General features: G+C 56.7%; 20 protein-coding genes. 8 read left to right on the top strand and 12 right to left on the bottom strand.

The window, feature by feature from the left end:
* The first annotated feature begins 386 nt into the window (after window positions 1-386).
* Genes ACSZO1_RS10455 through ACSZO1_RS10435 form a run of 5 tightly spaced genes read left to right on the top strand, consistent with a single transcriptional unit; the run spans window position 387 to window position 5864 of the window.
* The gene (locus tag ACSZO1_RS10455) at window positions 387-1457 is read left to right on the top strand and encodes an ABC transporter ATP-binding protein (RefSeq protein WP_437612226.1); all 1071 of its coding nucleotides are present in this window, start codon (window positions 387-389) and stop codon (window positions 1455-1457) included.
* Window positions 1458-1483: 26 nt separating this feature from the next.
* Window positions 1484-2473 carry an ABC transporter substrate-binding protein gene (locus ACSZO1_RS10450; protein ID WP_437612224.1) on the top strand — a complete coding sequence of 330 codons (990 nt, stop codon included), beginning with the start codon at window positions 1484-1486 and terminating at the stop codon, window positions 2471-2473.
* Window positions 2474-2478: 5 nt separating this feature from the next.
* Complete coding sequence (locus ACSZO1_RS10445; protein WP_437612222.1) at window positions 2479-4218, top strand: ABC transporter permease; 1740 nt, start codon at window positions 2479-2481, stop codon at window positions 4216-4218.
* Window positions 4206-5276, top strand: a complete 1071-nt coding sequence (locus ACSZO1_RS10440; protein WP_437612220.1) for an MBL fold metallo-hydrolase — start codon at window positions 4206-4208, stop codon at window positions 5274-5276. The genes ACSZO1_RS10445 and ACSZO1_RS10440 overlap by 13 nt, the downstream gene beginning before the upstream one ends.
* Window positions 5277-5285: 9 nt before the next feature.
* Window positions 5286-5864, top strand: a complete 579-nt coding sequence (locus ACSZO1_RS10435) for a dual specificity protein phosphatase family protein (RefSeq protein ID WP_437612218.1) — start codon at window positions 5286-5288, stop codon at window positions 5862-5864.
* An 11-nt stretch (window positions 5865-5875) separates the two neighbouring features.
* Here ACSZO1_RS10435 and ACSZO1_RS10430 read toward each other — a convergent pair whose 3' ends face one another.
* The 10 genes from ACSZO1_RS10430 to ACSZO1_RS10385 form a co-directional block, all read right to left on the bottom strand.
* The gene (locus tag ACSZO1_RS10430) at window positions 5876-6856 is read right to left on the bottom strand and encodes a glutathione S-transferase family protein (RefSeq protein WP_437612216.1); all 981 of its coding nucleotides are present in this window, start codon (window positions 6854-6856) and stop codon (window positions 5876-5878) included.
* A gap of 65 nt (window positions 6857-6921) precedes the next feature.
* Window positions 6922-7314: a DoxX family protein gene (locus ACSZO1_RS10425; RefSeq protein ID WP_437612214.1), complete on the bottom strand. Its 393-nt coding sequence runs from the start codon at window positions 7312-7314 to the stop codon at window positions 6922-6924.
* Window positions 7315-7571: 257 nt separating this feature from the next.
* On the bottom strand, window positions 7572-7865 hold the full coding sequence (locus ACSZO1_RS10420) for a YqjK-like family protein (protein WP_437612212.1): 294 nt from the start codon (window positions 7863-7865) through the stop codon (window positions 7572-7574).
* Complete coding sequence (locus ACSZO1_RS10415; RefSeq protein ID WP_437612210.1) at window positions 7862-8260, bottom strand: phage holin family protein; 399 nt, start codon at window positions 8258-8260, stop codon at window positions 7862-7864. Before ACSZO1_RS10415 ends, ACSZO1_RS10420 begins: the two co-directional genes overlap by 4 nt.
* Before the next feature lie 2 nt (window positions 8261-8262).
* On the bottom strand, window positions 8263-8568 hold the full coding sequence (locus ACSZO1_RS10410; protein WP_437612208.1) for a DUF883 family protein: 306 nt from the start codon (window positions 8566-8568) through the stop codon (window positions 8263-8265).
* A 29-nt stretch (window positions 8569-8597) separates the two neighbouring features.
* Window positions 8598-8969, bottom strand: coding sequence for a DUF1090 domain-containing protein (locus tag ACSZO1_RS10405; RefSeq protein ID WP_437612206.1), 372 nt, complete (start codon window positions 8967-8969; stop codon window positions 8598-8600).
* A 133-nt stretch (window positions 8970-9102) separates the two neighbouring features.
* A complete protein-coding gene (gene mzrA / locus ACSZO1_RS10400) occupies window positions 9103-9489 on the bottom strand; it encodes an EnvZ/OmpR regulon moderator MzrA (protein ID WP_437612204.1) in 387 nt (128 codons plus the stop codon).
* Window positions 9489-10166, bottom strand: a complete 678-nt coding sequence (locus ACSZO1_RS10395) for a DedA family protein (protein WP_437612202.1) — start codon at window positions 10164-10166, stop codon at window positions 9489-9491. The genes mzrA and ACSZO1_RS10395 overlap by 1 nt, the downstream gene beginning before the upstream one ends.
* 325 nt (window positions 10167-10491) lie before the next feature.
* Window positions 10492-11262, bottom strand: coding sequence for a transcriptional regulator ExuR (gene exuR / locus ACSZO1_RS10390; RefSeq protein WP_437612200.1), 771 nt, complete (start codon window positions 11260-11262; stop codon window positions 10492-10494).
* A gap of 104 nt (window positions 11263-11366) precedes the next feature.
* Window positions 11367-12677, bottom strand: coding sequence for an MFS transporter (locus ACSZO1_RS10385; RefSeq protein WP_437612198.1), 1311 nt, complete (start codon window positions 12675-12677; stop codon window positions 11367-11369).
* Window positions 12678-13113: 436 nt separating this feature from the next.
* Here ACSZO1_RS10385 and uxaC point away from each other — a divergent pair, with 436 nt between their 5' ends.
* From uxaC to ACSZO1_RS10370, 3 genes are read left to right on the top strand one after another with little or no spacing between them, the layout of a single operon-like run.
* Complete coding sequence (gene uxaC / locus ACSZO1_RS10380) at window positions 13114-14523, top strand: glucuronate isomerase (RefSeq protein WP_437612196.1); 1410 nt, start codon at window positions 13114-13116, stop codon at window positions 14521-14523.
* 12 nt (window positions 14524-14535) lie between these two features.
* On the top strand, window positions 14536-15987 hold the full coding sequence (locus ACSZO1_RS10375) for a tagaturonate reductase (RefSeq protein ID WP_437612194.1): 1452 nt from the start codon (window positions 14536-14538) through the stop codon (window positions 15985-15987).
* Window positions 15988-15994: 7 nt separating this feature from the next.
* Entirely contained in the window at window positions 15995-17485 is a 1491-nt protein-coding gene (locus ACSZO1_RS10370) for a UxaA family hydrolase (RefSeq protein WP_437612192.1), read from the top strand.
* 44 nt (window positions 17486-17529) lie between these two features.
* Here ACSZO1_RS10370 and sstT read toward each other — a convergent pair whose 3' ends face one another.
* Both sstT and ACSZO1_RS10360 read right to left on the bottom strand, forming a co-directional pair.
* Window positions 17530-18762 carry a serine/threonine transporter SstT gene (sstT, locus tag ACSZO1_RS10365; RefSeq protein WP_437612228.1) on the bottom strand — a complete coding sequence of 411 codons (1233 nt, stop codon included), beginning with the start codon at window positions 18760-18762 and terminating at the stop codon, window positions 17530-17532.
* 138 nt (window positions 18763-18900) lie between these two features.
* Window positions 18901-19872: a TerC family protein gene (locus ACSZO1_RS10360; protein WP_437612190.1), complete on the bottom strand. Its 972-nt coding sequence runs from the start codon at window positions 19870-19872 to the stop codon at window positions 18901-18903.
* Between the last annotated feature and the right edge of the window lie 90 nt (window positions 19873-19962).

Raw genomic sequence — 19962 nt, 5'->3', positions numbered from 1 at the left:
TACAGCTCAGCTAAGGTAAGGCTAATACAGCTAAGGACTCCACTGAACCCCACCGATTAAATCGCACCTTCCTTAGGTAGTAACTTATAACGTATGAGGTCTATTGCGGTGAAATGTGGAAAGCCGAGTTCGTCTACTGTGCAAAACATATTTCTCATAATCATTTCCTTATGAATTAAAACTCCTGCTGCAGAGGTGGTAATAATATGGTTACGGGCTGAAGAATGTCATCATGAAATTTAAAAATTGTGATTTCCGACAATGTTTTCAGGTGTATTACATCAGGAAAATAAACCCGAGGTTACAAACATTCCTGCGTTCACCTAACTGCAACAATCCCACGTTATCGTCAGGCAACTAACACTCTGGTGAGTTGCCCTGGCGTTATGTCTGCAATCGAAATTAAACATCTGTCGAAATCCTTTGGTACGCAACGCGTGCTGCAGGATGTCTCTCTGCATATTCAGCATGGTGAGTTTGTGGCGGTGCTTGGCCCGTCGGGCTGCGGCAAGACCACGCTGCTGCGTACGCTGGCCGGTTTTGAAACCATTGATGACGGCACGATTACCGTCGGCGATCGTCTTTACTCCTCTTCTGCAACCCACTTACCGCCGGAAAAACGCCAGCTCGGCATTGTCTTCCAGAGCTATGCGCTGTGGCCGCATATGAGCGTGGCGGAGAATATCGCTTACAGCCTGAAAGTGAACGGTGTCGCGACAGCGGAACGCCAGCAGCGTACCCACAGTGCGCTGGAACTGGTAGGACTGAGCGGCTATGGCGAGCGTAACCCGGCGGATCTCTCCGGTGGTCAGCGGCAGCGTGTGGCGCTGGCGCGTTGTCTGGTGGCGCGCCCGGAAGTGGTGCTGCTCGATGAGCCGTTAGCCAACCTTGATGTGCATCTGCGGGCGGCGATGGAAGAGCAATTTGCCCGTTTTCATCGCCACACTGGCGCGACCTTACTCTATATCACCCATGACCAGCAGGAAGCGATGGCGATTGCCGATCGCGTGGTGGTGATGGATGCCGGGCGGGTGATGCAGTTCGCCACGCCAGAAACGTTATATCGCGAACCCGCCAACGAGATGGTGGCGCGTTTTATTGATGATGGTCGGGTGATCGATGTCAGCGATGTCGAGCCGGACCATCAGGGCCACGCCTGGGTCACTCTGCTGGGTGCCCGCCTGCGGCTGCGGGCGCGTGCCGATCAGCCGGTCACGCCACAGGCAAAAGTCTGCCTGCACGCCGCGGATCTGCGGCTGGCGCGTGACGACGAACCCGGTTTTGCAGTGCGTATTCAGCGCCTGATTTATCGCGGTGGCTACAGCCAACTGGACACAGAGCCAGACGCTGGCGGCAGCCGTTTAACCCTGCACCTGACTGATGCGCAACATCTGCGCTGCGGCGATCGGCTGAGGCTGACCGCTGATGATGGTTGGGTGATCCCCACAGCACGCTAATTTGCTTATTTAAGGATACCTGCTCCATGTATAAATTACGCACCAGCCTGAAAGCGCTACTGATTTTAACCGGCTCCCTGTTGTCTGCCTCCTCGTTTGCCGCCGATGGCAAACTGGTGGTGTATACCTCGCAGGCGCCGGAAATTGCCCAGCAGACGATTGATGCGTTTAAAGCAGCAAACCCGGGAATCGACGTCGAGTGGACGCGTAACGGCACCACGCAATTAATGAATGTGCTGCGTACCGAAATGATGAGCGGCCAGGTGAAAGCCGATGTGCTGCTGGTGGCTGATGCCATCAACCTTGGCGCGTTAAAAGAGCAGGGCAAACTGATGGCGTATGCCGATGCGCCGCTCAGCAATATCAGCGCCAGTTTCTACGACAAAGATAAAACCTGGTTTGGCACCAAAATTATCGCCACGGTAATTGGTTACAACACCAAAAATGCCCAGCCTGTTGACAGCTGGATGGCGCTGACCGATGCCAGCAATAAAGGCCAGGTGGCGGTGCCGAGCCCGCTCTATTCCGGCGCAGCGTTGTATCACCTGCACACGGCCATCAATACCCCGGATATCGGCTGGAACTTCTACCAGAAACTGGCGGCAAACGGCGTGACGCCTGAAGGCGGCAATGGTCCGGCGCTGAAAGCGGTCGCCAGCGGTATGGCGAAATATGGCGTAATTACTGACGCCGATATTATTCGTGCGAAGAAGCAGGGCTCGCCAATTGATCTGGTGTACCCGAAAGAGGGCGCGTCGTTTGTGACGGAGCCGGTGGCGATTCTTGCTGGTGCGCACAATGTGCCTGCAGCCAAAGCCTTTGTTGATTTCCTGCTGTCGGAAAAAGGCCAGCAGCTGGTGGCTGAGCAGGGCAACCGCCCGATTGATAAACGTGTCGCTGCACCAGAAGGTTTTGCGCCGATTGACAGCATTAAGCTGTTAACGCTGGATGCGGATAAAGCGGTGAAGGAAGACAAACAGGTGCGCGAGAAATTCACTGAAACCTTTGGTGGATAATTGCCATGAGCTTAGCGCAGGAGTATCCGCGTCGTCCCGCTGTGCGTGCGCTGTACGGGCTGCGCAGTGAAACCAGCGTACTGTGGCTGCTGGCGCTGCTGATTGGTTTACTGTCGATTGCGCCATTGACCCGCCTGATCTGGGCGGCGATTGCGCCAGAGGGCGTGCCGGATATGGCGCGCATCACTCAACTGCTCAGCAGCCCGCGTGTGCTGCGCGCCACCGGCAATACGCTGACCATCGCGCTGGCAGCCACGGCGATGGCCGTGGTACTGGGCACGCTGGCCGCCTGGCTGGTGGCGCTGACCAATATGCGCGCGAAGCAGGCCTGGGTGTTCGCGTTTATCCTGCCGCTGATGATCCCGCCGCAGGTGACGGCGTTAGCCTGGGTGCAGGCGCTGTCGCCATCAAGCTGGGTGGTGGAGGGGCTGAGCAGCATCGGTCTGACGCTATCCGGCGAGGGCAAACAGCCGCTCTATTCGATGTGGGGGATTATCCTGCTGCTGGGCCTGCATAATGCGCCGCTGGTGTTCCTTTCGGTACGTGCCGGTTTGCGGCGTCTGCCTGCTGACCTGGTGGAAGCGGCGCGTATCACCGGTGCGTCGCCGTTGCGGGTAATGATGACGGTGATCCTGCCGCTGGCGCGCCCGGCGATTTTTGCCGGCGCGGCGCTGTCGTTTGTCGCCGCGGCGGGCAACTTCGGTATTCAGGCGATGCTCGGCATTCCAGGACGGGTGCCGACGCTGATTACCCTGATTTACCAGCAACTGAATAATAATGGCGCGGACGCTCTGCCGGATCTGGCGCTGCTGTCGTTACTGATTGCGGTGATTACCGTTGGCGGTATGGTGCTGAGCCGGCTACTGGGCGGGCGGCGCGATGTGCGCGTGACCGGTACGCCGCGCCAGCTGCAGCAGCCGCTGGGACACTGGCGTCTGCCGGTCGAGATGCTGGTATGGGTGGCGATTATTTTAACTCTGGTGCTGCCACTGTCGGCGCTGGTAACCACTTCACTGACCAGCGGTTTCGGTCAGGCGCTGAACGGGAATACGTTGACATGGCTGAATTACCGCAATGCACTGTTTGATTACCCGGCGGTGCGTAATGCTTTTGTCACCAGCCTCGGCCTGACTCTGCTGGCAGTGGTGATCCTGACGGTGATGGCGCTGTTTATGGCCTTCTTCCTCACCTGGCAGCGCACGCGGTTGGTACGGGTGCTGGAGCTGTCGAGCGAACTGGCATACGCCCTGCCGGGCATTGTGATTGGTATCGCTGCCATTCTGTTTTTCCTGAAGCCGTTGCCGCTGGTGAATATCAGCCTGTATGGCACGGTGTGGATTATTCTTGCTGCCTATTTATCGAATTTCCTGGCGCTGGTATTACGCCCAACGCTGGCGGGTTTTGCCCAGATTGAGCGCTCGCTGGACGAAGCCGCGCAGCTGGCCGGTGCCGGTTTCCTGCGCCGGATGCGCGATATTTTGCTGCCACTGGCCGCCCCTTCCGCGATGGCAGGAGCGATTCTGGTGTTCCTGACCGCGCTGAATGAAATTCAGGTGTCGATCCTGCTGGTGACCGCTAACAGCCAGACGCTGGGACCCATGATTGTGGCGCTGGACGAAGGCGGCTCGTCAACGCTGGCGGCAGCGGTGGGTTGCCTGATGATTGTCGTGGTGCTGCTGTTTATGTTGCTGGCATCGCGCGTGGCGAAACGGCTACCGGAAGGGGTGCTGCCATGGCAAGTCTGACCGTCATCAGTGGCGTGGGCGATAAACTGCCCGCGGCATTTCTGGTGGAGCTGCACGGTTTTCGTCTGCTGTTTGATTTGGGCGAAGGGCCGCAGGCAGGCGTACGGCCGGATATCCGCGGACTGGGGAAAATTGACGCTATCTGCCTGTCACATTCGCATGAGGATCACACTGGCGCGCTGGATTACCGCGCACAGTTAGGCAATCCACCGGTATTTGCCACGGCGCAAACCTGGCAGCAACTGCCGGAGACGGTGATGGCGGTGTGCGAGCGCCAGCTGCTGCCGCTCAAAGGCCATGCTTCGATCGGCCCGCTGGCGCTGCTGTGTGGGCGCAGCGGTCATGCACCGGGGTCGGTATGGTTTCATCTGCCGGACAGTGGCGGGCTCACTTATATGGGGGACTGGAGCCGCGAATCGCGCCTGCTGCCTTTCGATCTGCCGCCGCCCGCCAGCTTACTGATTACCGATGCCTCGTATGGTGATCGCACCGAACCGCTGGCGCAGCAGATTGGTCGTATTGCCGATGCCGCGCGTGAGGGCGCGGTACTGCCGGTTCCGGCTAATGGCCGTGGGCCGGAAATGGCATTGCAGTTGATGGATCATGGCATCAAAGTGTTGCTGTGCCCGGATGTGCGCCAGGAAGTGGCGCGCCTGCTGAACGAACCCGCCGCGATTGATGCCAGCCTGCAGTTACGTTTACTCGAGTTATTGCACTATCAGCCGCAGCAACCAGACTATACGCAGGGGCAGGTGATTATCGCTACCGGTGCGGTGGCGGACGACGGTCTGGCGGCGCAACTGAGTCAGCGCCGCGGTTTTCGTTTTATCTTCAGCAGCCATGTCGCACCGGGCACGCGGGCGCGGCAGATGCTGGATAGCGAGCAGGCGATCTGGCTGCCATGGAATGTGCATCCGGTGCTGGACGATCAGCTGATGCTGATCCGTGCCACCCGTGCGCGCGAAGTGGTGGCGGCGTTTGTGCCGGAAGCGCACACCCGCCAGTTGTCGTCGTTGTCACCGGCTCGCCTGAACTGGCAAAACCGTATCACTTTTTAGGGCGCAGAGATGTTACTCAGTGAAGATGCCCGCCGTCAGGCGGAAAAAGAGCAGGATAAACAGGCGGTATTACTGCGTGCGGCACCGTTACCCGGTGGCGAGCGCTGGCTGTGGCTGGGCAATCTGCCCGCGGCGCAGGATGGTGCATTGCTGTTGCAGAGTGGTATCACCTCGACGCTGAATCTGGCGGTAAACCTGCATCCGGAAGCATTAACGCTCGGTGATGGCACGGTGGTCCGGCGTACGCAGGTCGGGCTGATTGATGGCGCGGGCAATCACGCCAATCATCTGCTGGCAGGGGTACTGGCGCTGGATGGCATGGTGCATCAGGACAGTCCGGGGAAACCTTCTTACCCGCTGCACCGACGTGGCGATATTCTGGTGCACTGCCGCGGCGGGCGTAGCCGCTCGGTGTCGGTGCTGGCACTGTATCTGTATTACACCCAGCCGGAGTGGTATCCGACGGTGCAGGCGGCACTGGCGTATCTGCGTCAGTTGCGCGGCATTGATGAGACTCATCCCTGCCAGCCGTTGATCACACTGGTGTATCAGCTGGCAGAGATGCCATTGCAGGGATTATTCAGATAAGTACGGCGTGGTTATAAATGGTCGCGGCCGTGCGGTTCGTCCCAGTTGAATGCCGGGCCGACGGAAATCACGCCATGCGGGTTAATCGTTTTATGACTGCAGTAATAGTGGTGACGGATATGCTGCAGATCGACCGTTTCCGCGATACCCGGCATCTGGTAAATCTCGCGCAGGAAACCATTCAGATTGCGGTAATCACCAATGCGGTGTTTGTCGCACTTAAAGTGGGTGACGTACACCGGATCGAAGCGTACCAGCGTGGTCCACAGGCGCAGATCGGCTTCGGTCAGACGGTTGCCGGTCAGATAACGTTGCTGTCCCAGTATCTGCTCAAGGCGATCCAGCGAGTTAAACAGTGCAGTGACGGCTTCATCGTAAGCCTCCTGCGAGGTGGCAAAACCACTCTTGTACACACCGTTATTGACGGTGTCATACACCCAGCTGTTCACTTCATCAATCTGCGCACGCAGTTCTGCCGGGTAGTAATCACCTGCACGCGCACCCACCGCATCGAACGCTGAGTTAAACATGCGAATAATATCCGCAGATTCATTGCTGACGATGGTGTGCTGCTGTTTGTCCCACAGTACAGGTACTGTCACGCGGCCGGTGTAATTTTTATCCGCATGCAGATAGAGCTGATAAAGAAATTCGTTTTGATGCAGGCTGTCACCGGTAGCGGCCGGGAAGTTGTCATCGAAGGTCCAGCCGTTTTCCAGCATCAGCGGATGCACCACGGAGACCGGGATACATTCTTCCAGTCCTTTCAGTTTGCGCATCAGCAGGGTGCGGTGTGCCCACGGACAGGCGAGGGACACGTACAGATGGTAGCGGTCACGTTCGGCACGGAAACCGCCGACGCCTGTCGGGCCTGCTTCACCGTCAGCCGTGACCCAGTTACGGAAGGCGGATTCTGAGCGCTTAAAACGTCCGCCGGTGGATTTGGTGTCATACCAGTTATCGTGCCATACACCGTCGATCAGCAGTCCCATAATTCCTCCATAAAAAAAGAAAGCGAGGATGATGTCATCCTCGCTTCAGTATATACCCTAACGTCTTACCACTTTTTGTTGATGATGCGGTCGATGCTGAATGCACCCGGGCCGCTCACTGCCAGCGCCAGGAAACCACCGGCGATGCTGAAGTTTTTCATGAACATCAGCTGGTTGGCGCCTTCAGCAAAGTTGCTGTGGAAAATCAGCGCGGTCAGCACGGTGAAACCGGCAGTGAACAGCGCAGTCGTACGGGTCAGGAAACCGAACAGAATCGCCAGACCGCCGCCAAATTCCAGCAGGATGGTCAGTGGCAGGAAGAAGCCTGGTACGCCCATCGCTTCGATATATTGTTGGGTTCCTGCGTAACCACTGATTTTGCCCCAGCCCGCTACGATAAACAGGATTGGCATCAGGATGCGTGCAACCAGCAGGCCAGTATCTTCTAATTTTTTCATCATCATCTCCAACAGCGATTTTTTTTATTGTTGGCGGACCAGGTCTGCCGGTTAAGTAACAAGGCCCGCGGCGTTAGTGCCGCGGGAGGTCTTTCGTTGGAGGAGATAATAGACGTGAAAAGAAAGGGTTGTAAGCAAGATAAACTGTCGATGTTTTTCAAAAAATATGAATGTAAGTGGTGAGGGATATCTGGGGCGAACGGAGTTTGCTCGTCAGGCCCCTTCCCCCGCTTGGGGGGAAGGGAAAACCACGGGTATTAACCCTGTGGCAGATTCTTGCGAATCAGCCGCCAGGTGCTCCACAACCCGATGCCACGCCGTGCCCAGCGCAGCAGAAAACCCGAGCGACGGCGGCTCTTCGCGGTCCAGATAGCCAGGGCGCTGCTGCCAATCATCAGCCAGCGGCGCGCGCTGACCAGATTCAGCCAGCCACGATCATAGCGGGCAGTGCCAGCCAGCCAGTCACGCCGTGCGGCGCTGAGATCCAGCCGCTGCTGCTGGATAATCCGCAACAGTTCGGCTTTACGCTGCTGGCGTTCGCGTGCGCTCATCGGCGTTCGTCCTCCAGCAGACGGTGATCGGTTTCCAGCTCCTTGCGTGTCGCGCGCAGCAGTGTCGACTGGCGCGATTTGCGCAGCGTCCACAAACCGCAGGAGAGAGCCAGAATAAACAGCACCGCCGTGGTGATGGCAATGGCCATCAGGCGGTACTGGGCATCCACCGCCCAGATGATCAGTACCATCAGGCTCATCAGACCGAAAGCGGTAAACAGCATTGTCAGGCCAACCATCATCAGCAGCTGGATAACATTGGCTTTCTCTTCTTCCAGCTCGACGACGGCCAGCCGCACGCGGGTTTCGATCATGCCGACCAGCGTCGTCAACACACGCTGACCGGCATCAATGATCCCTCTGCCCGGACCGTTACTCTGTTGTGAATCCGCCATTGTTAACGACGCGCCAGCAGGACGCCGAGCACAATACCGACTGCTGCGCCAATCCCCACGCCGTGCCACGGGTTTTCACGCACGTATTCATCCGCCAGCGTGGCGGCTTCACGGGTACTCTGCGCCAGACGTTCACCGGACTCACCCAGGCGCTGACGTGACTGCTCCAGCGTCTCGCGTGCTTTGCTGCGCAGTTTATCCAGCTCGGCTTTGGATTTGTCGGCTGAGGAGCTGAGCACCTCTTCCAGCGTGTCAGACAGGTTTTTCAGTTCGGCGCGCAGATGTTCTGAGGTCGTATCTTTTGACATGAAACACTCCTTATTAGGTATGACGCTGATTAATATGGTGCGGCTTTCGCCTGACTTAATTCTTCACGCGCTTCCGCCAGTTTTTTCTCGCGTTTGGTGATCTTATCGCGATCGCCTTTCGCGCGCGCTTCCTGCAGATCGCGCTCGCGTTCCACAATCTCGGCTTCATGCTGTTTGATTTTGCTCTGATGGGCGCTTTTCAGTTTTGCATCGGTGCAACCGGCACGCGCTTCGGTCAGTGCGCGCTCCAGTCCGTTGACCCGACGCTGGTTCTGATGCTGTTTAGCCAGTTCGATTTCATGCTGAATGGCTCGCTCTTTTTCCAGGCAGAGTGGTTCAGCTGCCATGGCGCCAGCGGAAAACGTGGCGAGAATTGCACAGAGAATATAGCGGCCTTTCATTGGGATTTACCTTCCTTGCGAAAAAACTGGTGTCTGAAAAGGATAGTCAGAAATGGGTGAAAGCTCAAAGTGATGGCGCGTAAGCCGGAATGTTCCTGGCCGCCGGCAGGGGATACCGGCGGCGGATAACGGGTTAACCGACCGACTGCGGATCGAAACCAATACGGCTGAACCAGCTGCTGCTGGCGGAGGTGTCCATCTGCGCGATCTCAAAATCCCACGGCAGCATTTCGCGCAAGGCTTTCTGCGCGGCGGCGCTCTGCTCCTGCGAATCCAGTTTGATCACCAGGGTGTCGTGGTCCGGTGTAATGCTTTTCACGCGGATCCCCTGTGCATTCAGATGCTGCCAGACGTAAAAGCCGTCCGGCAGCGTCACGCCCTGACGTGAGGAGCGGATTTGCAGCGCGGACTCCTGACGCCAGATAGTCGGCATCAGGCTGGCGGCGAGCAGAATAAACGTGGCGAACATCAGCCATGGCAGCAGTCGCCGCTGTGTCAGCCATTTCGCTGAGCTACGCATTATAAACTTCCTTTTTCATCGCCTGTGCCGCGCTTTTTGCGCCACAGCACATACAATGAGCCAAACAGGCCAAACACCAGCAGTACCAGCGGCAGCAGCATCAGGCAGAACATCAGCTGATCTTCGTATTTGCGGAAAATCGGTGTTTTGCCAAGCGCAAAGCCCAGAACCGTCAGAATCAGTACCCACAGCAGTGCACTCATCCAGTTAAAAAACTGGAAACGGGCGTTGTTCAGGCCCGATAAACCGGCGATGGTTGGCAGCAGGGTGCGGACAAACGCAATGAAACGGCCAATTAACAGTGCGGACAGGCCGTGGCGGTGAAACAGACTGTAAGCCCGCTGGTGATACTGGGCGGGCAGATGTGACAGCCATTTCTGCACCGTGACCGTATTACCCAGCCATTTGCCCTGTATATAGCTGACCCAGCACCCCAGGCTGGCGGCGGTGGTCAGGATAAACACGGTCAGCGGGAAATTCATGGTGCCTTTGGCAATCAGCACACCGACCAGGATCAGCAGGCTGTCTCCGGGCAGAAAGGCGGCGGGTAGCAGGCCATTCTCCAGGAACAAAATCATAAAAAGTATGCCGTAGATGGCCCATACCAGCGTCGGGTCGGCAAGGGTCTCAAAATCCTGTTGCCACAATGCATGCAACAACGCTTTCAAAATATCCATTCACAGTTCCTGAACATCATTGTTAAACACGCTTGTCAGCCACAAGCCGGGCATTGATTTTGTTCGTTATGGTTGCCACAACTCGCTGCCGTTCCGGGTTTTTGCCGGGGTGCGTGCATAAAAACGGCATTAAATTTTCACCCTGTCGTAAAGGGTAAGAAAAGGAGATTAACTGTAACAAAATCCCTCAGCCGGAGACAGGGGAAAGTAAGGGTAAAAAGGGTGTTTTACCGTTCAATCGCTTTTGCTTAAAGGAGCTTTACACAGGCTGACATTATTGCCCGCAGGCGTTATTTGCCAGCCGCGTCAGAAAAAGGGTGGGTTATTACGATTTTGCCGACTTTTCCAGCGTGATAACCGGGTTTTCGGCGAACATATAACGATCGACATTAAATTCAAAATCGTCGCTGGTGGCGCGGAACAGCATCTGGCGGGTATTTTCCAGGTGTTGCCACATGGCCAGCTTGCTGGCGGCCGGATCTTTACGCATCAGTGCTTTCAGAATTCGGTCATGATCGTCACACCAGCTTTCGATCGATTTATCGTCGATATGCTCGTGCAGTTTGATCCAGTAGGGGTTGTACAGGCGGTGCAGCCACATTTTTTCCACAATGGCGGCGAGGGCGCTGTTCTGGGTAGCCTGGGCGATCTGCACATGGAATTTCATATCCCATTCCGAGTCACGGAAGCGGTCTTCTTTACGTGCCTGCTCCTGAATCGCCATCAGCTGCACGATATCCTGCCGTGTCACCTGCGTGGCGGCGAATTCCGCCACATTGCTTTCAATCAGCTGGCGCGCCTGCAGCAGTTCAAAAGGGCCAAAACTGGCGAACTCAAGCTGACTGTCGGCGCTAACGCCTTTTTTCTGCTGATTACTGATGACGTGAATACCGGAGCCTTTGCGTACCTCAACATAGCCTTCCACTTCGAGCATGATAATGGCTTCGCGCACCACTGTGCGGCTGACGCCCATCTCTTCGGCGATAAAGCGTTCGGCGGGCAGCTTGTCACCGACCGGGTAATCACCTGCTTCAAGGCGACGTTTCAGCTCACCAGCCAGTTGCTGATAGAGACGGCGTGATTCGCTCAGTTCCATGATCGAGTCTCCGGGGTATAAACACGAGAACAATGGAGTTGTTATACCAGTTTCCTGCCGGATTTTATAGCGCAGCGGCCGAATCCTTTTGGCCGCTGCATGTTTCAGGCTTTTGGCGCCGCGCTTAATGGCGGCAAATCGTGTGATTCGTTTTGCAGTTCAGAAATCGGTTTATTTTTCAGCAGCGTCCAGATTGCCACTGCGCCCAGCAAATCAAACACCGCCAGTGCCGCAAACAGCGGGCTGAAACCGAGGGTATCCGCCAGTGCACCGACCACCAGGGCAAACATGGTGCTGGCAGTCCACGCCGCCATCCCGGTAAGGCCATTGGCGGTAGCGACTTCGTTGCGGCCAAAGACATCAGACGAGAGGGTGATCAGCGCACCAGAAGGTGACTGGTGAGCAAAGCCGCCGACACAGAGCAGCGCAATCGCCACATATGGACTGGTAAACAGGCCGATGGTGCCTGGTGCAATCATCAATACGGCTCCCATGGTGACCACCAGCTTACGCGATACGATCAGATTCACGCCGAAGATGCGCTGGAACAGGGGTGGCAGATAACCGCCGATCACACAACCGAGGTCGGCAAACAGCATCGGCATCCACGCGAACATGGCGATTTCTTTCAGGTTAAAACCGTACACCTTGAACATAAACAGCGGGATCCAGGCGTTAAAGGTGCCCCAGGCCGGTTCCGCCAGAAAGCGCGGCAATGCGATACCCCAGAACTGGCGGTTACGCACGATCTGCCAGGCGGACATTTTCTCGCGGTTATGGGTCTGATGCTGCGCTTCCTGGCCCGACAGGATGTAGTCACGTTCCGTTTCACTCAGTTTTTTCTGGTCTTTCGGGTGTTTGTAAAACACCAGCCAGCACAGCGCCCAGATCATGCTCAGCACGCCGGTAACAATGAATGCCATCTCCCAGCTGTGAGCCACAATCGCCCAGACCACCAGCGGCGGTGCCAGCATCGCACCGATGGAGGAGCCGACATTAAAGTAACCCACCGCAATCGAGCGTTCTTTGGCGGGAAACCACTCGCTGCTGGCTTTCAGACCGGCAGGGATCATTGCCGCTTCGGCAGCGCCGACCGCACCACGGGCGATCGCCAGTCCACCCCAGCTGCCTGCCATCGCGGTGGCGGCGCAGAACAGTGCCCACAGAATGGCGAACATCGCATAACCGATTTTGGTGCCGAGGATATCCAGAATATACCCGGCGACCGGTTGCATAATGGTATAACAGGCTGAGTAAGCCGCCACGATATACGAATACTGCTGGGTGGTGATATGCAGCTCTGTTTCCAGCGTCGGGGCCGCCACCGCAATCGCGTTGCGGGTCAGATACCCCAGGATGGTGCCGATGGTGACCAGTCCGATCATATACCATCGTAACCATTTAATTTTACGCATTTAATACCTCTTCCAGTCTCTGTTTCATGCACCTGTAGCATGTGTTGTTATCTGGAGCGGGACGGCTTACTGCTGGCCTGTCGCCAGCAATACCCGCGAACGTACAGCACGGCTGTACGCCTCAATTTTTTCGACCTTGCCAACCTGCAAAGAGGATTCCTTCCTCTGACGACAGCGGCGCAACGATAACTTGTCATACAGATTTAAAAGTTGAGAGCCATCACAAAAACTACTTTTCCAGTGTGGGATACTGGATCCCGTTGTTTAGTCAGGTGCTTAGCCGCTTGCTGGCTGAAAGAGGTGATAAGTCAGGCGGTAAAGATGCCGCAGATGTGATCTGAATCGCAAAATAATCGCTGCGCGAAGTGAAATTGGTATGATAACTTTTTCTGGCATTAAGGCCGTGCAGCCCAACGTCGAATAAGAGGAAGCAGGTATGTCTCATTTTATGAGCGAAGATTTTTTACTGGATACTGAGTTTGCCCGTCGTCTGTTCCATGAATACGCCGCCCATCAGCCGATTTTCGATTATCACTGTCATCTGCCGCCGCAGCAGATCGCCGAAAATACGCGTTTCAGTAATCTGTATGACATCTGGCTGAAGGGAGATCACTATAAGTGGCGTGCGATGCGCGCGAATGGGGTGCCGGAAGCGCTGTGTACCGGTAATGCCAGCGACCGCGAGAAGTTTGACGCCTGGGCGCGTACTGTGCCGCATACCATTGGTAATCCGCTGTATCACTGGACGCATCTGGAGCTGCGTCGCCCGTTTGGCATCACCAATGTGCTGCTGTCGGAGAAAACGGCGGATGAGATCTGGCAGCGCTGCAATGAACTGCTGGCGCAGGATGCTTTCAGCGCGCGCGGCATTATGACGCAGATGAATGTGAAAATGGTCGGCACCACTGACGATCCGATTGACGATCTGCGCCACCATGCGGCGCTGGCGCGTGACACCCGCTTTACCACCAAAGTGCTGCCTTCCTGGCGGCCGGATAAAGCTTTCAATATTGAAGCGGAAGGCTTTGTTGATTACCTGCAGAAACTGGCGGCCAGCGCCGATGTGGCGATTAGCCGCTTCGACGATCTGCGCCGGGCCCTGAGCAAACGCCTCGATCATTTTGCTGCTCATGGCTGCAAAGTCTCTGACCATGCGCTGGATGTGGTGCTGTTTGCTGAAGCCGATGACGCCACGCTGGATACGATTCTGGCGCGTCGCCTGCAGGGCGCAGTGCCAGATGAACACGAGATCGCCTGCTTTAAAACCGCCGTGCTGGTCTGGCTGGGCGCGGAATATGCCCGCCGTGGCTGGGTGCAGCAGTACCATATTGGCGCGCTGCGCAATAACAACCGCCGCCAGCTGGCGCTGCTGGGGCCGGATGTCGGCTTTGACTCGATTAATGACCGTCCGCTGGCGGAACCGCTGGCGCGTTTACTGGATGCGCAGAACCGCAATAACGCGCTGCCAAAAACTATCCTCTACTGCCTGAATCCACGCGATAACGAAGTGCTGGCGACCATGGCAGGCAATTTCCAGGGCGAAGGTGAGCCAGGCAAGATGCAGTTTGGTTCAGCATGGTGGTTCAACGATCAGCTGGACGGCATGCAACGCCAGATGATCCAGCTGGCCAATATGGGGCTGCTGAGCCGCTTTGTTGGCATGCTGACCGACAGCCGCAGCTTCCTTTCCTATACCCGCCATGAATATTTCCGCCGTCTGCTGTGCCAGATGATTGGCCGCTGGGTGGCGAACGGTGAAGCGCCTGCTGATATCGCGCTGCTGGGTCAGATGGTGGAAAACATCTGCTTTAACAACGCGCGTGATTACTTCGCCATCGAACTTTAACAGGGAGCCGCTATGCAACAGTTAAACCGCCGCCAGTTCGCTGGCCGGCAACATCCCGATCGCATTATTCAGTTTGGCGAGGGCAACTTTCTGCGCGCTTTTGTCGACTGGCAGATCGATCTGCTGAATGAGCACACCGATCTGGATGCCGGGATCGTGGTGGTACGCCCGCTGAACACCAGCACGACCGCCAGCCTGAACGATCAGGATGGTCTGTATACTGCGCTGATCCGCGGTCTGAATGAAAAAGGAGAGGTGGTCAGTGAACCGCGGCTGATCCGTTCGGTCAACCGCGAGATCCACTGCTGGCAGCAGTTTGACGACTACCTGGCGCTGGCGCACGACAGCAATATCCGGCTGGTGTTCTCCAACACCACGGAGGCGGGTATCGCCTGGGAAGAGGCCGATCGGCTGGAGGATCGGCCTGCCAGCAGTTTCTCCGGCAAGCTGACGCAGCTGCTGTATGAGCGTTTCCGCCACTTTAAAGGCGCGGCGGACAAAGGCTGGATCCTGCTGCCGTGCGAACTGATCGACTATAACGGTGATGCGCTGAAAGCGCTGGTACTGCGTTATGCGCAGCACTGGCAACTGCCGCAGGCGTTCAGCCAGTGGCTGGAACTGCACAATACCTTTTGCTCAACGCTGGTGGATCGCATTGTGACCGGCTACCCGCGCGATGAAGTGGAGCAGCTGTGGCAGCAACTCGGTTATCGCGATGATTATCTGGATACGGCGGAAGTCTATTACCAGTTTGTCATTGAAGGACCACGCTGGCTGCGTGAGGAGCTGAGGCTGCATCGCTGGCCGCTGAATATTCGTCTGGTGGAGGATATTAAGCCGTATAAAGAGCAGAAAGTGGCGATTCTTAATGGCGCACATACCGCGCTGGTGCCAGTGGCGTACCTTGCCGGACTGGATACCGTCGGCGACGCAATGAACGATGCGCAAATCGCCGCGTTTGTGGAAGGGGCGCTGCGCGACGAGATTATCCCGGTGCTGGATTTGCCTGCCACGGAACTGCGTGCGTTCGCTGATGCGGTACTGGGCCGCTTCCGCAATCCGTTTATCCGCCATCAGCTGCTGTCGATTGCGCTTAACAGCATGACCAAATTCCGTACCCGTATTCTGCCACAACTGCTCGCCTGCCAGCGGCTGCGCGGTTACTGGCCGCGCCGGCTGACCTTCGCGCTGGCGGCGCTGCTGGTGTTTTACCGCGGACAGCGCGTGGGCGAAACCTATTCACTGCAGGATGATGAACTCTGGCTGGCACGTTTCGCCACGCTGTGGCCACAACTTGATCGCGGTGAAATCACGCCGCAGCATCTGGTGGAAACGGTGCTGGCCGATGAAGCGCACTGGCAACAGGATCTCAGCCAGCTGCCGGGACTGGTGGCGGCAGTGACGGAACAACTGCAGAGCATCGTCAATCGCGGCGTGCGCGCCGCGCTGCAACAACTGGGGTAACCGTGCTATGCAACGCATCATTAAAATTCATCCGCGCGATAACGTCGCCGTAGCGCTCAGTGATGTCGCCGAAGGGGAAACGCTGCAGCTCGACGCGCTGGCGGTCACCCTGAAACAGCCTGTGGCGCGCGGTCATAAATTCGCCCTGCACAACATCGCCGAAGGCGCGCTGGTGACCAAATATGGCCTGCCGATTGGCCATGCGACTCAACCGATTGCGGCCGGGGAGGTGATCCACTCGCATAATGCGCGCACTAACCTGAGCGATCTCGATGAGTATCAGTATCAGCCTGACTTCCCGGCCCTGCCGCCTCAGGCGGCGGATCGGGAGGTGCAGATCTACCGGCGTGCCAGCGGCGAAGTGGGCATCCGCAATGAGTTGTGGATCCTGCCGACGGTCGGCTGCGTCAATGGTATTGCCCGGCAGATCCAGAGCCGATTTTTGCGTGAAACAGAGGATGCCGCGGATATCGATGGCGTGCATCTGTTCAGTCACCCGTTTGGCTGCTCGCAGCTGGGCGAGGATCACGAGAATACCCGCACCATGCTGCAAAACATGGTACGCCACCCCAATGCTGGCGCGGTGCTGGTGATTGGCCTTGGTTGTGAGAACAACCAGGTGGATGTGTTTCGTGAGACGCTGGGCGAGTTCCAGAGCGATCGCGTCACCTTTATGATCTGTCAGCAACAGGATGATGAAGTGGAAGCGGGCGTGGAGCGGCTGCATCAGCTGTATCAGGTGATGCGTGGCGACAGGCGTGAGGCGGGCAAACTGAGTGAGCTGAAATTTGGTCTGGAGTGTGGCGGATCGGACGGGTTGTCGGGAATTACTGCCAATCCGCTGCTTGGCTGCTTCTCGGATCAGATGATCGCCAACGGTGGCACCACGGTGCTGACGGAAGTGCCGGAAATGTTCGGTGCGGAGCGTATTCTGATGAGTCGTTGTCGCGACGAGGCGACCTTCAGTAAAACGGTCAGTATGATCAACGATTTCAAACAGTACTTTATTGCCCATCAGCAGCCGATTTATGAGAACCCGTCGCCGGGCAATAAAGCGGGCGGGATTACCACGCTGGAGGAGAAATCGCTGGGTTGTACGCAGAAGGCGGGGCAGAGCCAGGTGGTGGATGTGCTGAAGTATGGCGAGCGGCTGAAGGTCAACGGGCTGAACTTACTGAGTGCGCCGGGCAATGATGCGGTGGCGACCAGCGCGCTGGCGGGCGCGGGCTGCCATATGGTGCTGTTCAGTACCGGGCGCGGTACGCCGTATGGCGGTTTTGTACCGACAGTGAAAATTGCCACCAACAGTGAGATTGCCACGAAGAAACCGCACTGGATTGATTTTGATGCCGGGCAGTTGATTCACGGCGTCAGTATGACGGCGTTATTGCATGACTTTGTGGATGTGATTGTGGAGATTGCCAACGGTAAGCTCACCAATAATGAGCGCAATGATTTCCGCGAACTGGCGTTGTTTAAGAGTGGGGTGACGCTGTAGTTTTTAATCCCCTTCCCCCGCAGTGCGGGGGAAGGGGATTTCGGTCACGCTTCCTGCGAAACGCGATCCTCTTCCGCCATACAAACCGCAGCAGTAAACAGAATATCGGTTGATGAGTTCAGCGCTGTTTCCGCCGAATCCTGTAGCACGCCGATAATAAAGCCGACCGCCACCACCTGCATTGCCACTTCATTGGGAATACCAAACATATTGCAGGCCACCGGGATCAGCAGCAGTGAGCCGCCCGCCACGCCAGATGCACCACAGGCACACAGAGTGGCGACAAAGCTCAGCAGAATCGCAGTTGGAATATCAATATCGATACCCAGTGTATGCACCGCTGCCAGCGTCAGCACGGTAATAGTGATCGACGCGCCCGCCATACTGATGGTTGCGCCCAGCGGAATGGAAACGGAGTAGGTGTCTTCATCCAGATTCAGGCGTTTCGCCAGCGCCATATTCACCGGAATATTGGCGGCAGAACTGCGGGTAAAGAACGCGGTGACGCCACTTTCGCGCAGGCAGGTAAACACCAGCGGATAAGGATTACGGCGGATTTTCCAGAATACCAGCATCGGGTTAAACACCAGCGCCATCAGCAGCATACAGCCGATCAGCAGCATCAGCAGGTGGGCGTAGCTCCACAGTACCTCAAAACCGGTCGAGGCGAGAATCGATGCCACCAGGCCAAAAATACCAATTGGCGCACAGCGGATCACCAGGCGCACCATCCAGGTCACGGCTTCTGAGGCGTCATTCAGCAGGGTCTTGGTGGTATCGCTGCTGTGGCGGAATGCGATGCCGAGGCCAATGCCCCACACCAGAATGCCGATGTAGTTGGCGTGCATCAGCGCGTCAATCGGGTTCGCCACCATGCTCATCAGCAGGCCGTGCAGCACTTCCAGAATGCCTGACGGCGGCGCGATGTCGTTTTTGGCATCGCTCAGCGCCAGCGTTTGCGGGAACAGATGACTGAATACTACCGCCACCATTGCGGCGAACAGCGTACTGAACAGATAGAGCAGGACAATCGGGCGGATATTGGTTTTCTGCCCCTGTTTATGGCTGGCAATTGCCGAAATCACCAGTACCAGCACCAGCAGTGGCGCAACCGCCTTCAGGGCGCTGACAAACAGCGAACCGAGTAATCCGACCGCCAGCGCGGTGTCTTTTGAGAACCATGCCAGCGTAATACCGGCGACCAGACCACACATAATCTGCGTCACCAGGCTGCCAGCAAGCAGGCGGTTCAGCAGCCCGGAGGGCTTATTTACCATCGTCATTTTAAAACCACTAATCGTTATAAAAGGCAGGTATCCGGCATCACAGGATGTTTTCCGGACAACGTGTTTGCGCGGGCAGTATAAGGAAATGCGATGGCAGAAAAAAGGGGCGATATTCGCCCCTTTGCAGAATTACTGCGACAGATTCTTCTGGTCGTTTTTGTGGTTAACCCAGGCGTTGATCAGCAGCGTCAGGCCAAGGATACCACCCACCACGCTCAGTGAGATGGCGACCGGGATATGGTAGAAGTCGACAATCAGCATCTTAAAGCCGATAAACACCAGCACGATGGCCAGGCCATACTTCAGCATTGAGAAGCGCTCTGCCACATTTGCCAGCAGGAAGTACATCGCACGCAGGCCAAGGATCGCGAACAGGTTAGAAGTCAGCACGATAAACGGATCGGTGGTGACTGCGAAAATCGCCGGAATACTGTCGACGGCGAAGATCACATCGCTCAGTTCGACCATAATCAGCACCAGCAGCAGCGGCGTGGCGAACAGCACACCGTTACGGCGTACAAAGAACTTCTCGCCCTCCATGGTTTCGGTCATACGCAGATGACCACGCAGCCAGCGCACCACCGGCTTATCGCCGACCGCGCTGTCATCGTCCTCTTTCGCCAGCGCCATTTTCACCCCGGTAAACAGCAGGAAGGCACCGAAGATATACAGGATCCAGCTAAATTGCGTCACCAGCCAGCTACCGGCGAAGATCATAATGGTACGCAGCACAATCGCGCCCAGTACGCCGTAGATCAGCACCCTGCGCTGGTAAGCAGCAGGCACGGCAAAGTAGCTGAACAGCATCAGCCAGACGAAGACGTTATCGACCGCGAGGGCTTTTTCCAGAATATAACCAGTAAGGAAGGCCAGCGCCTGAGTGTTCGCCATTTCGCGACCCAGACTGCCATCGAGATACCACCAGAACGCGGCGGCGAAAAGTAAAGAGATGGACACCCAGACCAGCGACCAGACCGCCGCCTGTTTGAGTGACATGGTGTGTGCGCCGCGACGGCCCTGCAACAGCAGGTCGATCGCCAGCATGATAATCACCACGACAGCGAAGCTGCCCCAGAGCAATGGTGTGCCGACAGTATTCATAACCCCATCCTGTAAAAGAAAAAACAAAAACGGCTGACATCGGAAGACGTCAGCCGCTCTGTTGACGTGCAAGCAAAACCTCGCCTTCCG

The organism is Erwinia sp. V71 (assembly GCF_965644245.1).
Taxonomy (GTDB): Bacteria; Pseudomonadota; Gammaproteobacteria; order Enterobacterales; family Enterobacteriaceae; genus Erwinia.
Note: the sequence above shows the minus strand (reverse complement) of the source record. Positions and strands in the feature narration are given on the sequence as shown.